Genomic DNA, 14,926 nt, shown 5'->3' with positions numbered 1-14,926 from the left:
CACTTAATGCGCCGCGATTCAAAGGGGCATCATGCGTACTGACAAATATGACCACACTGTGGCATCGGCCGCCTGCGTTCAAGGAGACGATCTTTGTTCGCGCAGCTTCTCATTCGTGACGGAAATTCCGATTGTTGTTTGAGCCCCGATAATTAGGTGGCGCCGGGATCGGATCCGAATGGTCCGTTGAGGAGCGCGGTTGCCGGGGCCAGCTACACCATCAGCCAGAACAGTGCGTTTCTGCCGGGCATCAGTCAAAACAAGGAGCACGCAGTCAGAGGCGGCGGACGATATTGATCTTGCGGTAGAACAACGTCCGGACCGGTCTTCCCATATCTAGGGGAAACGCCCGTTCGGTCGCTGATTCCTGAAACGCTGGACAAGACTGGCTGAAATGCAATGCGGGCGCGCCCGTCAGGCGGATTTATATGGAGTGGAGGGAACGCGGTTTGCGCGCGAGGGAACTTTGCGCAAAAGGGACACCGGCGATCAACGCCGTGAGTAGGCACAAAACCTTGTTGAGAGGAGGACTGGGTATGCACTGGTTGCGTTCTAGTTGCATCTCTGTACTGGCGATTCTTGCGCTTGCTGTATTCACAGGAGGCACGGTCACATGGGCACAGGATAATAATCCCCAAGTAGCGAGTGAGGCCTTGTTCAAGGTCAGAGCGGGTCTCGATAACAACTCCCTCGCTAACATCGAAGGGGAAACCGATGCCAACATGGACGACGAGGTTTCCCACGTCGACAGTGGCGTGGTTCGTCGGATTCGCTCCCGCTCCATGAGCGTCGATCAGCTCCTGAGCGCGTTGCGCGGCGACCCCAATGTCATCTATGCCGAGCCCAACTACATTGTTCATGCCAACACAGTGCCGAACGATCCGCGTTTCAGCGAGCTGTGGGGCATGAGGAACATTGGGCAGACGATCCTCGGCGTGCCGGGCACCGTCGGGGCTGACATCAAGGCAGAACCGGCTTGGACCGTCACGACCGGCACCCGCAGCATCGTGGTCGGTATCGTCGACACCGGAATCGACTATGCCCATATCGACTTATCTGGCAATGTCTGGAACAACCCCGGCGGCATCGGGGGCTGCGGTGTAGGCACCCACGGCTTCAACGCCATCACGAAGACGTGCGACCCCAACGACGACCACTATCACGGCACCCACTGTGCCGGGACGATCGGAGCGCTTGGCAACAACAACACCGGCGTGGTCGGCGTCAATTGGGCGACGTCGATCATGGGGTTGAAGTTCCTCGACGCATCCGGGAGTGGAACCACGGCCGACGCGATCTCAGCCATCGACTTCGCGGTCAATGCCAAGATCGCCGGCGTCAACGTTCGTGTGCTGTCGAACAGCTGGGGTGGAGGAGGTTTCTCGCAGGCTTTGCTCGACGAGATCAACAAGGCCAACGCCAATGACATTCTGTTCGTTGCCGCGGCCGGCAATGCCGCTACGAACAACGACGTCACCCCCCACTATCCGTCGAGCTACAACGCACCCAATGTAGTGTCCATCGCCGCGACCGACAACAACGACGGCTTGGCGTCGTTCTCGAATTACGGTGCCACCTCGGTCCATCTCGGCGCCCCTGGCGTGGACATTCTGTCGACCCAGCCCGGCAACCTGTACCAGTACCTCAGCGGCACCTCGATGGCTACGCCACACGTTGCCGGTGCTGCAGCCCTGATCTTGTCGAAGAGCACGCTGACTACGGCACAGTTGAAGAGCACGCTGCTCAGCAGCGTGGACTCCATCCCGAGTCTCGCGGGCAAGACGAGCACTGGTGGCCGGCTGAACGTCTGCAAGGGGATTCCGGGATGCGGTGGGCCACCACCACCTCCCACTCCGGACTTCACGCTCTCGATCAGCCCGCCCTCGGTGACCCTGCCGGCTGCGGGAGGCACCGCCACTTATGCGGTCGCCATCGCGCGCACCGGAGGGTTCACCGCCGCGGTCGCATTCTCGGTGAGTAGTCTTCCCGCCGGGGCCACGGGCAGCTTCAATCCGGCATCGACGACCGGCAATTCCTCCACGCTCACGGTGACGGTCGCCGCTTCGACCGTGGCGGGCACCTATCCGTTGACAATCACCGGTACGGGAGGCTCTCCGACCTTGACGAGGACGGCGGCAGCCACGTTGGTCAAGCAAGGCTCGACACCGCCGCCCTGTACGGATGGAAATTGCCAAAACTAGGGAACCGGGGACAAGGTAGAACAACGCGGGGAAGTTGGCCCCCTGCTTGCCCGCGATGTCTGCCGGTGAGACCGGTAGGCGTCGCGGGCTCTTCAGTCAACAGGCAGCAAGGTTCCCGCTCCGCAACAATGAGGCGGAGAGGATACGTATCCGTGATCGATGTTGCCGACGCCTGGTGTTGTCGATGGGGTGCGGGATGATCCCGCCCAGTCACCGTTCTGGATCAAGACGCGGTTGCGCCCCTGAGCGTAGTGCTCCCAAACACTCGTCGGTTGCCATCGATCCGTCCATGCGTCCACGCTGGCGGCGCACAGATATCTGATCTCGCCCATGGGCGGATCAACCCGAGGTGGCTCGGTCGATGGGCGGCCTCATCGAACACGGCGCCGACGACGGCAGCTATTCAGAGTGCTGGTTGATGGCCAACCCCGTTACGAGCTTGTCGCCGCCGGCAACGTGATTCATCCGAACGCGCGCGCCACGTTGAACGTGGCACCGTCGCGCAGCAGGGAGTAACCGGCACGCGCGAGCTTGTGTGCGACGGCCTTGATCGCGATCACCTTGTGGCGCTTGCTGCATTTGCGGTCGTACCAACGCCGGATCGGCGGACTGAAGCGCAGCGCGAAGTTCGCCGCCTCGATCCAGGCCCAGGCGAGGTAGCGGTTGCCGCACTTGCGGTTGCCGTGTCCCTTCTTCTTGCCGTTGGAGATGCGCTCGCTCTTGACCATGCGGCAGTACGAGGCGTAGTCGCCGACGCTGGCGAAGCGGGTGATATCGCCGGTTTCCAGCGCGATCGTGAGCCCGAGAATGACGCCGATGCCCGGCACCGTGCGCAGCGCGTGTTGTTCCTTGCAGCGTGTGCGCGAGGCGACGATCCAATATGGAACGGTTCCAGTTCCTTGAGAATCGCCAGCAGCTCGTTGGGCAATCGACGTTGCCGCAAGGGCCGGTCGGTCTCGTCGAGGATCGCCAGCACGTTGTTGGTGGAATGTAGATCGATCGCTGCGTAAAGTGACATGGCTGCCTCCTGTCGCGTTGCGGGTGTTCGGACGTCGCGGTCGCGAACTTACCGCCACGCACAGGCGGCGGCGACATGAGTTTTCAGAGTGCACGTTCTGCCCTTAGTCAGGGCAACGTTTGCTCACCGCTGATTTCCTTCAGCAACGTTTCGAGCAGATCCCGCCTCTCGAACGGATCGAAGCGCTGCCGGACCTCCGCCCTATCGAGGCTGCTGCGACTCATGCGCAGCAGCCTGCGGATCTTCGAGGCCGCACGCTGCGGCCATGGAATCCTATGACTTCGGTGCCTGCGCCGCCGCAGCCGGCGGCGCGGTGTCGGAATTCCACGTGTCGCGGATGTACTGCCACTTACCGCCTTTCTTCTTCGAGACGGAGAGGTACTTTCCGGTTTCGACGACCTTGCCCGACTTGTCCGTGACCGAATAGCTGCCGGACACCCAGCCCATATCCCCGTTGACGCCGCCGTCCGGATTGGGGCCGAGATGGAGTGCGATGCCGGCCTTCGTCGATTGGGCGATGTCGGACACGAAGAAGGCCCGGATCGCGGCACGACCGTGCGCGGCCGGCGCACCCGGCGGCATCAGCATCGCCTGTTCGTCGTACAGGCCCGCCAGGACATCCGCGTCACCGGCGGTGTAAGCCTTCAACCAAGCCTGGTCGACGGCATGCATCGCCGCCACGTCCGCCGCCGGACCCGCAGCCAGCGCATCGATACCAAGGACCGCAAACACCACCAACAGAAACGACAAGCCCGTTGCTTTCGTCATCGTGTTCATGGAGATCCTCCTCGATTGAGAACTCGAACCCTACAGGCCGATCGCCGCCCGAAACGGCACGACAGGCGGATTGTAGGACGAGTCTGGATCGAAGGTACGCCGCCGAGAAATGATTGAGGCCGGCTGCAATCCGAGAACGCAGCAGCCCGTTTCCGCTTGGCGGCAATACGCTCGATACGCGAGGGGCACGCCGGGGCGCCGCAATGCCTACATGTTGCGGCGGTACTCGCCGCCGACGTCGTACAGCGCATGGCTGATCTGGCCGAGGCTGTGCGTCTTGATCGCCTCCATCAGCGCCTCGAAAACATTCCAGCGGGGATGCGCGACGCCGCGCTCGCCGGCCGCTTCCGGTTTCACGCTGCAATCCTTTCGATCCGTTCAACCGCTTTGCCCAGCGCGCGGTGCGCCTCCTCAAGATCGTAGTCGGCCTGCAACCCCAGCCAGAACCGCTCGCTGGTGCCCAAGGCAGCCGCCAGACGAACGGCTGAATCGGCGGTCACACCGCGCTTGCCGAGTACGATCTCGTTGATGCGCCGCGGAGGAACGCCAGCCGCGCGCGCAAGGGCGTTCTGGCTGATGCCGAGTGGGCTCAGGAATTCATCCAGCAGCACTTCGCCGGGATGGACGTTGGGCAGGGTCTTCATAAATGGCTCGACAGTTCAGTGGTAATCGACGATTTCCACGTCATGCGCATCGCCTTCGTTCCAACGAAAGCAGATGCGCCATTGATCGTTGATGCGGATGCTGTGCTGACCTTTTCGATCACCCTTCAGGGCTTCCAGCCGATTGGCCGGAGGAATCCTCAAATCATCCAGCGTGGCGGCGTTGTTGAGCATGCGCAGCTTGCGACGGGCGACGGTCTGGATATCCGCGGGCAGGCGCCGGGATGGCGTGCCCGCCCAGATCTTCTCCGCTTCCTTGTCGACAAAGGTCCGGATCACGCAACAAACATAACGCGGTCCGTTACATGACGCAACCCGTCATGGATTTCAACGGCGCGCACAAACAGGTGGGCCGCCCGAAGGCGGCCCGCACAGTCTCCTGAGCATCCGGCTGACCGGCTACATATTCCGCCGATACTCCCCACCCACGTCATACAACGCATGGCTGATCTGCCCCAGGCTATGGGTCTTCACCGCCTCCATCAGCGCTGCGAACACGTTCTTGCGATTGCGTGCGACGCTCTGCAAATACCCCAGGCCATGGCCATCGTGGACCGCCGGTGCTTCGTCGTTGGCATCGGCAAGGTTCGCATGAGAGGTCTCGCCGGACGGTGCGAGCACGTTGCGGTTCTTCTGATACGCCAGCACGTTCGTGATCTGCTGCCCTTTCTCCTCTTCCGTCGAGCGGATCAGTTCGATCTCGGTGACGATGTCGCCGGCGTGTTCCTTCGGCAGGAACGTGTTGACGCCGACCAGCGGCAGGCTGCCGTCGTGCTTCTTGTGTTCGTAGTAGAGGCTTTCTTCCTGGATCTTGCCGCGCTGGTACATGGTGTCCATCGCGCCGAGCACGCCGCCGCGTTCGCTGATCGCCTCGAATTCCTTGTAGACGGCTTCCTCGACGATATCGGTGAGCTTGTCGACGATGAAGCTACCTTGCCAGGGATTCTCGTTGAAGTTGAGGCCGAGTTCCTTGTTGATGATCATCTGGATCGCGACCGCGCGGCGCACGCTTTCCTCGGTCGGCGTGGTGATCGCCTCGTCGTAGGCGTTGGTGTGCAGGCTGTTGCAGTTGTCGAACAACGCATACAGCGCCTGCAAGGTCGTGCGGATGTCGTTGAACTGGATTTCCTGCGCGTGCAGCGAGCGGCCGGACGTCTGGATGTGGTACTTCATCATCTGGCTGCGCTCGTTGGCGCCGTAGCGCTCGCGCATCGCGCGTGCCCAGATGCGCCGCGCGACTCTGCCGATCACGGTGTATTCCGGGTCCATGCCGTTGGAGAAGAAGAACGACAGGTTCGGCGCGAAGTCGTCGATGCTCATGCCGCGCGCGAGGTAGTACTCGACGATGGTGAAGCCGTTGCTCAGCGTAAAAGCCAACTGACTGATCGGGTTCGCACCGGCCTCGGCGATGTGGTAGCCGGAGATCGACACCGAATAGAAGTTGCGCACCTTCTTGTCGACGAAGTACTGCTGGATGTCGCCCATCATGCGCAGCGCGAATTCTGTCGAGAAGATGCAGGTGTTTTGCGCCTGGTCTTCCTTCAGGATGTCGGCCTGCACGGTGCCGCGCACGGTGGACAGCGTGTGCGCCTTGATCTTCGCATAGGTCTCGACGTCGACGACCTGGTCGCCGCTGACCCCGAGCAATCCCAGGCCAAGGCCGTCGTTGCCGTTCGGCAGAGCGCCGGCGTATTCGGGGCGCTTGCGGCCTTCGAACAGCTTGGCGATGGTCTTTTCCGCTTCGGCCCAGCGCGCGGGATCTTCCTTCAGGTACTTCTCGACCTGCTGGTCGATCGCGGTGTTCATGAACATCGCGAGGATCATCGGCGCGGGGCCGTTGATCGTCATCGATACCGAGGTGGTCGGCGAACACAGGTCGAAGCCGGAATACAGCTTCTTCATGTCGTCCAGAGTCGGCACGTTGACGCCGGAGTTACCAATCTTGCCGTAGATGTCCGGGCGCGGCGCCGGGTCTTCGCCGTACAAGGTCACGCTGTCGAACGCGGTCGACAGGCGCGCAGCCGGCTGGCCGACGCTCAGGTAATGGAAGCGGCGGTTCGTGCGCTCCGGCGTGCCCTCGCCCGCGAACATGCGGATCGGGTCCTCGCCGGTGCGGCGGTACGGATACACGCCGCCGGTGTATGGGTAGTAGCCGGGCAGGTTTTCCTTCTGCAGGAATACGAGCAGCTCGCCCCAGCTCTTGTAGGTCGGCGCGGCGATCTTCGGGATCTTCTGGTGCGAGAGTGATTCGCGGTAGTTCTCGACCTTGATCGCCTTGCCGCGGACTTCGTATTCCGTGACCTCGTCGGTGATCGACTTCAGGCGCTGCGGCCATTCGCGCAGGAGCTTGAGCGCATCGGACGACAGCGACTGGATCGCATCGTTGTAGCGCTGGCGCAGCGTGATCAGTGAACGATCCGGCTGCAACGGTGCGGCCGCGGTGACGCTCGCGCGCTCTTCCGATTCGCGCCGCAGCTCCCAGTTGAACTTCACTTTGCGACGGTCCGGTTGCCCGCTGCGGCGCTCGCCGCAGGCCGGGAAATCCGCCGAGGCAGCGGCGGATGACAGCAGTACGTCGTCGGCGTCGTAGAGATCGAGCGCCTTCGGCAGCTTCGGGTCCTCGAGGTCGCGCAGGGACTGCCAGTACGACTGCGCGCGATCGGCGACTTCGGCCTGCTTGTCGATGCCGGCGTTGATGCCGCGCCCCTGTTCGGCGATCTCGGCGAGGTAGCGCACTCGTGCGCCGGGAATCAGCACGGTCGCGCGCGGTTCCCTGACCGAGGTGTCGAGGTGCGGCTTCCAGTCGACGTGCGTCTGCACGGCTTTCGTCGAAGCGGCTCTAGCCGCGATCTCTTTTTCGCTGCCCGACGAAGGCATCGCGGCTGAAGCCGCTCCTACAACAGCAGGCACGCCGACAGCGGGCGTGCCGAGGTGCAGCTTGTCGCGCAGCAAGCGGCACAGGTTCATGAACATCCAGGTCACGCCCGGATCATTGAACTGGCTGGCGATGGTCGGGTAGACCGGCACCTCGTCGTCCTTGAGCTGGAACGCGACGCGGTTGCGCTTCCACTGCTTGCGCACGTCGCGCAGCGCATCCTCGGCGCCGCGCTTGTCGAACTTGTTGAGCACGACCAGCTCGGCGAAATCGAGCATGTCGATCTTCTCGAGCTGGCTGGCCGCGCCGTAGTCGCTGGTCATCACGTACATCGGGAAGTCGACGAGGTCGACGATCTCCGAATCGGACTGGCCGATGCCGGCGGTCTCGACGATGACGAGGTCGTAACCCTGCCCTTTCAGGAACGCAACGCAGTCCTTGAGCACGATGCTGGTCGCCGCGTGCTGGCGGCGCGTCGCCATCGAGCGCATGAACACGCGCTTGGAGCGCAGCGAGTTCATGCGGATGCGGTCGCCGAGCAGCGCGCCGCCGGAACGGCGCCGGGTCGGATCGACCGCGAGCACGGCGATGCGCATGTCCGGGAACGCGTGCAGGAAGCGCAGCAGCAGTTCGTCGACGACGGACGACTTGCCGGCGCCGCCGGTGCCGGTGATACCGACCACCGGCGTCTTGCCGCCGGCGAGCTGCCATTGCTTGCGCAGGTGCGCAAGCTCGGTCTCGTCGTGGCGGCCTTCCTCGATCGCGGTCAGCGCGTGGCCGACCGCGATCTCGTCGTCGATCACGACCTTGGCCGGCGGCGCTGAATGCGCGGCGTCGTGCTCCACACGTGCATCGGATGCCGTGCGTGCACGCTTGACCACGTCCTCGATCATCGCGACGAGGCCGAGGTGCATGCCGTCGTTCGGGTGGTAGATGCGCTCGACACCGTAGGCCTGCAGCTCGCGGATCTCCTCCGGCGTGATCGTCCCACCGCCGCCGCCGAACACGCGGATGTGGGAGGCGCCGCGCTCCTTGAGCATGTCGACCATGTACTTGAAGTACTCGACGTGGCCGCCCTGGTAGCTCGACAGCGCGATCGCGTCGGCGTCCTCCTGCAGCGCGGCGCGCACCACGTCCTCAACCGAGCGGTTGTGGCCGAGATGGACCACCTCGGCGCCCTGCGCCTGGATCAGGCGGCGCATGATGTTGATCGCGGCGTCATGGCCGTCGAACAGGCTGGCGGCGGTGACGAAGCGCAACGGCGCGCGTTCGGTGGATGGCTCGGCGGCGACGTGCTTGGCTGGTGTGCTCATGGGGGGCGCAATCGTGAGACAGATGGCAATTGTAGCGCCGACGCACCAGCGCGGCTTCCGTGCCGCACGGTACGGACCGAGAGGGGCGGCGCCCATACCCGGTTGGGGCGCGCTTGCAAGCCTCCGTCACTGGCGCGCTGCACAGGGAGTTCCGCTCAGACATGCGCGAGTGACTTCCTGCACTGCCTGCGATTCCTCGCGCTTCTGTAGAAGCCTTGCGACCACCTCCAGGGATATGTGATATGCGCCATTCGAGATGGGCGGCCTTGCTGCTGTCCACCACCGTGTGTTCGTTCGCCAGCGCTGCCGACGCACCGCCATCCGGCACGGCCGCATCGCCCCCGGCGTACGACTATTTCCTGGGCGTGTGGCGCTGCGACGGCGTCTTTCCTGCCAGCGGCAAGACGATTTCCTCGTCGATGCGCTTCGAGTGGGACCTTGCCTCCCATTCGCTGCTCAAGCATCACGACGACAAGCCGCCGGCGCTGTACCACGCGGTCGAACTTTGGAGTTCCAAGGCGAACTCGAACCAGTTCAATGCGGCCATCGTCGACAATTTCGGCGGCGTGCGCGCGTTCGGTTCACCGGGCTGGCAGGGCGACAGCCTCACATGGACCGGCGCACCGGCCGTGCAGCCACGGCAACAATTCGTCTACACGAAGCTGGGGAACGACCGCTTTCGCGTGGATTGGCAGGTCGCCAAGAACGATCAGCCTTTCGTCGTAGGCGACACGCTCACATGCGAGCGCAAACGGGGCTGATCTTGCAATGACTCACATCTGATCCCGCGACGACTCACATACATAACTCGTCGTTCCGGCGAACGCCGGAACCCAGTGCCTTCGCGGGCCTCCATGAAAGGCACTGGTCCCGGCGTTCGCCGGGACGGCTTGCTGGGATGGCTCGGGGAGTCGCCGGAACATCGCTAGCGCTGTGCAGGCTCCGGCAAAGGCGGCGCACGCAACGGCACCGGTGTCGACTGCACGATCGAACTGGTCGTGTTGCCGAACCTGAGGATTTCGTCGAGCACGGCTTCGAGCAGTTCAACGCGCCCGACCAGCACCTTCATGATGAAGCAGTCCTCGCCGGTCACGCGGTGGCACTCGACGACCTCGGGCGTCTTCTTCACCAGTTCGGTGATCGACTGCAACTGCCCGGGCATCGGACGGACGCGCACGAACGCAGTGATGCCGAGCCCCAGCGCGGACTGGTCGATATCCAGTCGCGCCCCAAGGATCACGCCCGCCTCCTGCAGCCGCTGCACGCGCTCGGTGACGGCCGGCGCGGACATGCCGACACGCCGCGCAAGTTCGCTCATCGCGAGCCGCGGGTCATCGAGCAGCAGGCGCAGGATGGCGAGGTTGGTCGCGTCCAGGAGGCTGCTTGGTCGATCGAAGGAATTTCTTTCCGTTTTCTTTGACATGGAAGGACAAATACCACTGATACCTTCATTTATCCATTCAATATGAAGCATAAGCTTTCGACAATATACACCGGTTGCAGGTCGAGAGCCCGAACATGAAGCCGATCGAAAACTCCCTCGTACGCCCGCCCGCGTTACGCGCGGACTCGATTCCGCCGCACGCGTTCTTCCTGGTCAGCGCGGTCTTCCACTATCTCGGGCCCGCGTTCGCGGTGTTGCTGTTCCAGTACGCCGACGCGCTCGGCGTCGCCTGGCTGCGCATCACGGTCGCGGCCGTCGCGTTCGCGCTCTGGCGGCGTCCATGGCGCGTACTGCGGGCGGCTTCGGCGCCGCAGCGGCGCTTGCTGGTCGCGATGGGCGCGATCCTCGCGCTGATGAACTCGGTGTTCTACCTCGCGATCGCCCGGCTGCCGCTTGGCACGGTGGGTGCGATCGAGTTTCTTGCGCCGATCGGGTTGGCCGTATTGGGCCTGCGCGATGCACGCAACTTCGTTGCGATGCTGGCTGCGGTCGCCGGTGTCGCGCTGCTGACCGACGTGCGCATCGGCGGCGAGCCGCTGGCCTATGCGTTCGCGTTCGCGAATTGTGTGCTGTTCGCCGGCTACATCGTGATCGGCCACGCGCTCGCGCGTGATGGCGGCGCGGCGGGCATCGATCGCCTCGGTGCGGCGATGCTGGTCGCGATGCTCGTCGCAGCGCCGATCGGATTCCGCGAAGCGCTGCCGGCGTTCCATGACCTGCGCCTGCTGGCCGCCGCGATCGGCGTCGGCATCTGTTCCTCGGTGATTCCTTATGTATGCGACCAGCTCGCGATGGCGCGCCTGCCGCGATCCACCTTCGCGCTGATGCTTGCGCTGCTGCCGGCGATGGCCTGTCTCATCGGCGCGCTGGTCCTGCAGCAGATTCCCGGCACGCTCGAGATCGCGGGCATCGCGCTGGTGATCGGCGGCGTCCTGCTGCACCGGACGGCGTCCGCCACATGACGTTCATCCACCCTGACATGCCAGCGGAGAAGGACGTGAAGAGCAGCATCCATGAAGGCGGTTGCCTGTGCGGCGCGATCCGCTATCGCGCCAAGGCCGATCCGGTCGCGCTGACGCTCTGCCATTGCCGCTCGTGCCGGCGCGCGACCGGCGGTCCGTCGGTCGCGTGGGCGGTGTTCCCCGCAAGCGCGTTCGAATTCATCGCCGGTTCGCCGGTGCGATTTCGTTCTTCGCCTTCGGTCGTGCGCAGTTTCTGCGGCACGTGCGGCACGTCGCTGGCCTGGCAGCACGACGCGCGTCCGGAAACCATGGACGTAACCACCGCGTCGCTCGATCACCCGGACGATTTCGCTCCGACCTGCGAGATATGGATCGAGCACAAGCTCGCCTGGGAAGCGCTCAGCGCATCGCTGCCGCACTATCCGCGCAGCAGCAGGGACAGCGAACCTGTGGCCCAGGGATGATCTAGCGTCTGAACCAATCCATCTCCTCGTTCCGTCGAAAGCCGGAACCCAGTGACTTCAACAGGCTGCAAAGGCACTGGGTCCCGGAGTCCGCAGGGACGACGAAAAATTCTCTCCGACACCTTCGCGCACGCCGTCACGCGAAGCCGTAAGGGAGATTCGGCGACGACACGACGCGCTCACCGACCGTCTCGCCGCGCAGGAAACGCAGCGCGGTGTTGATCACGTCGGCATCGTCGACGATGCGGTGATGGCCGAGTCCGGTTGTCGTCAGCAGGCGCGCATCCGGCCAGTGCCGCGCATAACGCTCGCCTTCCTGCCACGGCACTTCGCGATCGGCGAGGTCGTGCACGATCAGCGCCGGCCGTCCAATCGTCGGTGCCTTGAGATGCGCCTGCAGGCTGGCGACTCGGGTCGGATGACGTGCTTCGTACTCGTCGAACAAGCGTCCGGACAAGTAATCGGCCAGACCGACGAAGCGCGAAAAGCGCTGCGCCGCGGCGATCGGATCAGCGGCCGGCGCGATCAGGATCGCGCGTTGCGCCTGCAGGCCGTCGGCAAGCGCGAGCAATGTCGCCGCGCCGCCGAGCGAATGGCCGATGACAGCCGCCGCCGTGCCGAACGGCCGAGCGACCGCTCGCAGGGTCTCGGCGAAACCCGGCAAAGTCGTGCGCCGGCCGCTGCTGCGCCCGTGGCCGACCTGATCGAAGCCGACCACCGCGTAGCCCGCCTCGCGCAGCGGCGCTATCCACGGCAGGAAGCGCAGCGCATGACTCGACCAGCCGTGCGCGAGCAGCACGTGCGGCTGCGTCGCCGGATCGCCCCAGACATAGGTCGCGATCTGCTCGCCGGCCACCGTCGCGTACGCCACCGCGGCTCCGGCAGGATCGGCCGCGCGCGCGCGCTGGCGCGTGGTCGCGAGCGGCGTACAGAACAGGCGGTACGCGTGCCGCAGCGTCGCGCGCGGGCGCAGCCAGCTGCCGATCGCGAAGCCCGTGCGCACGCCGGCAAACATGAAAGATCGAACGATCGTGCTATTTTTTCTCGCAACTATCGTAGCCATGGCCAACCTCGGTTATCAGGGTGGGGAATTCGCGGCGAGCAGCCGCTCGAACGCGCGCTCGGCCTGCACGCGCGCCTGCTTCGGGTCGAACAGGCGAGTGTCCTGGTGCAACGCAAGCGCAATGCCGAAGATCTCGAACGCGAGCTGGTGCGCATCGGTGCCGGCGCGCAGCTCGCCGCTGTCGATCGCCATCCCGACCGCACGTGCCGAGTCGCTGCGCCAGCGCTGGATCAGCGCGACGACGCGTTCGTGCAGTGCACCGGGCCTTGAGTCGTATTCGCTGACCGCGCCCATCACCAGGCAGCCCTGGCGGTTGTCGCGCACCCAGTCGAACCAGCCGTCGACGATCGCACGCAGGCGCGCCAATCCGCGCGGCGCGCGCAGTGCCGGAATCAGGACGCTTTCACCGAAGCGCTGTCCGGCGGAGTCGAGCACCGCGAGCTGCAGGTCTTCGCGTGAACCGAAATGCGCGAACACGCCGCTCTTGGACATGCCGACCGCCTGGGCGAGATCGCCGATCGAAAGCCCTTCCAGCCCCTCGCCACACGCAATCGCATAAGCGCGATCGATGATCAGCTCGCGCGTCGCGGCGCCTTTCGTGGTGGCGGGAACAGCGGACATGTGGCGTACAATAGCACGATCGTTCGTATTATGAAAGGGCTGATGCAGCGAATCCTTTCCGCATCGAGGCGCACCCGCCCGATCAGGATCCCCTAGCGAAACGTCCGAACCGCGTGACGCCGCCACGACGACCGCCAGCGGCCGCGCACTGTCCACTGCCGACGCACGCGGCTACACTACGCGCCGCGCTTTGCAGGTAACGCAGAGCCACTCACCAGTTCGACCATCCAATCAATCGCTTATACCTCGTTCCTCGAGCAGTTTCGCAGTGCTGCGACTGTCGGCGAATGGGCTTTAACTCGTTTCGCAGGAGCAGCCATGATTTTCGAAACCGTTGCCCAGACCGGCCATGAGCAGATCGTTTTCTGCCACAACAAGGACGCTGGTCTGAAGGCGATCATCGCGATCCACAACAGCGTGCTCGGTCCGGCCCTCGGCGGCCTGCGCATGTGGCCGTACAAGAGCGAGGCCGAAGCGCTGAATGACGTGCTGCGCCTGTCGCGCGGCATGACTTACAAGAACGCGGTGGCCGGCCTGAATCTCGGCGGCGGCAAGGCGGTGATCATCGGCGATCCGGGCAAGGACAAGTCCGAGGCGCTGTTCCGCGCGTTCGGCCGCTTCGTGAACTCGCTCAACGGCCGCTACATCACGGCCGAGGACGTCGGCATCGACGTCAACGACATGGAATACGTGTTCCGCGAGACCGAGTTCGTGACCGGCGTGCATCAGGTGCATGGCGGCTCGGGCGACCCCTCGCCGTTCACCGCGTTCGGCACGCTGCAGGGCCTGATGGCCGCGCTGCATCACAAGTTCGGCAACGAGGACGTCGGCAAGCACAGCTACGCCGTGCAGGGCGCCGGCCACGTCGGCATGGAATTCATCAAGCTGCTGCGCGAACAGGGCGCCAAGGTGTTCGTCACCGACATCAACAAGGAGCTCGTGCAGAAAGCGGTCGACGAGCACGGTTGCACCGCGGTCGGTCTCGATGAGATCTATGACGTCGATGCGGACGTCTACAGCCCGTGCGCACTCGGCGGCACGCTGAACGAGAAGACCATCGACCGCATCAAGGCGAAGGTGATCTGCGGCGCGGCGAACAACCAGCTCGCGACCGACGCGATCGGTGACGAACTGGCCAAGCGCGGCGTGCTGTACGCGCCGGACTACGCGGTCAACGCCGGCGGCGTGATGAACGTCTCACTGGAGATCGACGGCTACAACCGAGAGCGCGCGATGCGCATGATGCGCACGATCTACTACAACCTGTCGCGCATCTTCCAGATCTCTGATCGCGACGGCATCCCGACCTACAAGGCCGCCGATCGCATGGCCGAGGAACGCATCAGCGCGATCGGCAAGATCAAGCTGCCGACGATGGGCAACCACGGCCCGCGCTTCCTGGGCCGCATGCGCGGGCAGTAACACGCCCGATCGCGATCCTGTTGCAAGAAACCGCCCGGCCCGTCCGGGCGGTTTTCGTTTGGGCCATCCGCCGCATGCGATGGCCGACACGCACTACAATCGAT

14 protein-coding genes are annotated in these 14,926 nt (G+C 64.2%); 5 read left to right on the top strand and 9 right to left on the bottom strand.

The window, feature by feature from the left end; translation table 11 throughout:
• Positions 1–653 precede the first annotated feature (653 nt).
• On the top strand, positions 654–2,201 hold the full coding sequence (locus ABD002_RS03970; RefSeq protein ID WP_343787386.1) for a S8 family serine peptidase: 1,548 nt from the start codon (positions 654–656) through the stop codon (positions 2,199–2,201).
• A gap of 461 nt (positions 2,202–2,662) precedes the next feature.
• On the opposite strand, the gene ABD002_RS03965 is transcribed toward ABD002_RS03970, so the two are convergent.
• The 6 genes from ABD002_RS03965 to ABD002_RS03940 form a co-directional block, all read right to left on the bottom strand.
• On the bottom strand, positions 2,663–3,277 hold the full coding sequence (locus tag ABD002_RS03965) for a transposase (RefSeq protein WP_343787812.1): 615 nt from the start codon (positions 3,275–3,277) through the stop codon (positions 2,663–2,665).
• A 215-nt stretch (positions 3,278–3,492) separates the two neighbouring features.
• Positions 3,493–3,996: a YybH family protein gene (locus ABD002_RS03960; RefSeq protein ID WP_343787384.1), complete on the bottom strand. Its 504-nt coding sequence runs from the start codon at positions 3,994–3,996 to the stop codon at positions 3,493–3,495.
• A gap of 207 nt (positions 3,997–4,203) precedes the next feature.
• Positions 4,204–4,353 carry a hypothetical protein gene (locus tag ABD002_RS03955; protein WP_343787382.1) on the bottom strand — a complete coding sequence of 50 codons (150 nt, stop codon included), beginning with the start codon at positions 4,351–4,353 and terminating at the stop codon, positions 4,204–4,206.
• Positions 4,350–4,640, bottom strand: coding sequence for a HigA family addiction module antitoxin (locus ABD002_RS03950; protein ID WP_343787380.1), 291 nt, complete (start codon positions 4,638–4,640; stop codon positions 4,350–4,352). Before ABD002_RS03950 ends, ABD002_RS03955 begins: the two co-directional genes overlap by 4 nt.
• 15 nt (positions 4,641–4,655) lie before the next feature.
• Positions 4,656–4,937, bottom strand: coding sequence for a type II toxin-antitoxin system RelE/ParE family toxin (locus tag ABD002_RS03945; RefSeq protein ID WP_343787377.1), 282 nt, complete (start codon positions 4,935–4,937; stop codon positions 4,656–4,658).
• A 120-nt stretch (positions 4,938–5,057) separates the two neighbouring features.
• Complete coding sequence (locus tag ABD002_RS03940; RefSeq protein ID WP_343787375.1) at positions 5,058–8,846, bottom strand: methylmalonyl-CoA mutase family protein; 3,789 nt, start codon at positions 8,844–8,846, stop codon at positions 5,058–5,060.
• Positions 8,847–9,088: 242 nt separating this feature from the next.
• Between ABD002_RS03940 and ABD002_RS03935 the strand changes: the two genes are divergently transcribed.
• Positions 9,089–9,607, top strand: a complete 519-nt coding sequence (locus ABD002_RS03935) for a hypothetical protein (RefSeq protein WP_343787373.1) — start codon at positions 9,089–9,091, stop codon at positions 9,605–9,607.
• A gap of 164 nt (positions 9,608–9,771) precedes the next feature.
• On the opposite strand, the gene ABD002_RS03930 is transcribed toward ABD002_RS03935, so the two are convergent.
• Positions 9,772–10,269 (bottom strand): Lrp/AsnC family transcriptional regulator, encoded by a 498-nt coding sequence (locus ABD002_RS03930; RefSeq protein ID WP_343787371.1) that lies wholly within the window; start codon positions 10,267–10,269, stop codon positions 9,772–9,774.
• A 95-nt stretch (positions 10,270–10,364) separates the two neighbouring features.
• On the opposite strand from ABD002_RS03930, the gene ABD002_RS03925 reads away from it, so the two are divergent.
• Both ABD002_RS03925 and ABD002_RS03920 read left to right on the top strand, forming a co-directional pair.
• The gene (locus ABD002_RS03925; RefSeq protein WP_343787369.1) at positions 10,365–11,252 is read left to right on the top strand and encodes an EamA family transporter; all 888 of its coding nucleotides are present in this window, start codon (positions 10,365–10,367) and stop codon (positions 11,250–11,252) included.
• Positions 11,249–11,716: a GFA family protein gene (locus tag ABD002_RS03920; protein WP_343787366.1), complete on the top strand. Its 468-nt coding sequence runs from the start codon at positions 11,249–11,251 to the stop codon at positions 11,714–11,716. The genes ABD002_RS03925 and ABD002_RS03920 overlap by 4 nt, the downstream gene beginning before the upstream one ends.
• Before the next feature lie 136 nt (positions 11,717–11,852).
• Here the strand turns inward: ABD002_RS03920 and ABD002_RS03915 are convergent, their stop codons facing one another.
• Complete coding sequence (locus ABD002_RS03915; protein ID WP_343787364.1) at positions 11,853–12,779, bottom strand: alpha/beta hydrolase; 927 nt, start codon at positions 12,777–12,779, stop codon at positions 11,853–11,855.
• Positions 12,780–12,794: 15 nt separating this feature from the next.
• A complete protein-coding gene (locus ABD002_RS03910; protein ID WP_343787362.1) occupies positions 12,795–13,400 on the bottom strand; it encodes a TetR/AcrR family transcriptional regulator in 606 nt (201 codons plus the stop codon).
• A 318-nt stretch (positions 13,401–13,718) separates the two neighbouring features.
• Between ABD002_RS03910 and ABD002_RS03905 the strand changes: the two genes are divergently transcribed.
• Positions 13,719–14,822, top strand: coding sequence for a Glu/Leu/Phe/Val dehydrogenase dimerization domain-containing protein (locus ABD002_RS03905; RefSeq protein ID WP_343787359.1), 1,104 nt, complete (start codon positions 13,719–13,721; stop codon positions 14,820–14,822).
• The last annotated feature ends 104 nt before the right edge of the window (positions 14,823–14,926 follow it).

This window comes from Dokdonella soli (assembly GCF_039523175.1).
Lineage (GTDB): Bacteria > Pseudomonadota > Gammaproteobacteria > Xanthomonadales > Rhodanobacteraceae > Dokdonella_A > Dokdonella_A soli.
This window is presented reverse-complemented; position numbering and strand designations above follow the sequence as displayed.

Excerpts from the sequence above, each read along its gene's own strand:
- ABD002_RS03930 (WP_343787371.1), bottom strand. The coding sequence starts at position 10,269 with ATGTCAAAGAAAACGGAAAGAAATTCCTTCGATCGACCAAGCAGCCTC.
- ABD002_RS03905 (WP_343787359.1), top strand. The coding sequence starts at position 13,719 with ATGATTTTCGAAACCGTTGCCCAGACCGGCCATGAGCAGATCGTTTTC.
- ABD002_RS03950 (WP_343787380.1), bottom strand. The coding sequence starts at position 4,640 with ATGAAGACCCTGCCCAACGTCCATCCCGGCGAAGTGCTGCTGGATGAA.
- ABD002_RS03915 (WP_343787364.1), bottom strand. The coding sequence starts at position 12,779 with ATGGCTACGATAGTTGCGAGAAAAAATAGCACGATCGTTCGATCTTTC.
- ABD002_RS03935 (WP_343787373.1), top strand. The coding sequence starts at position 9,089 with ATGCGCCATTCGAGATGGGCGGCCTTGCTGCTGTCCACCACCGTGTGT.
- ABD002_RS03925 (WP_343787369.1), top strand. The coding sequence starts at position 10,365 with ATGAAGCCGATCGAAAACTCCCTCGTACGCCCGCCCGCGTTACGCGCG.
- ABD002_RS03910 (WP_343787362.1), bottom strand. The coding sequence starts at position 13,400 with ATGTCCGCTGTTCCCGCCACCACGAAAGGCGCCGCGACGCGCGAGCTG.
- ABD002_RS03940 (WP_343787375.1), bottom strand. The coding sequence starts at position 8,846 with ATGAGCACACCAGCCAAGCACGTCGCCGCCGAGCCATCCACCGAACGC.
- ABD002_RS03960 (WP_343787384.1), bottom strand. The coding sequence starts at position 3,996 with ATGAACACGATGACGAAAGCAACGGGCTTGTCGTTTCTGTTGGTGGTG.
- ABD002_RS03920 (WP_343787366.1), top strand. The coding sequence starts at position 11,249 with ATGACGTTCATCCACCCTGACATGCCAGCGGAGAAGGACGTGAAGAGC.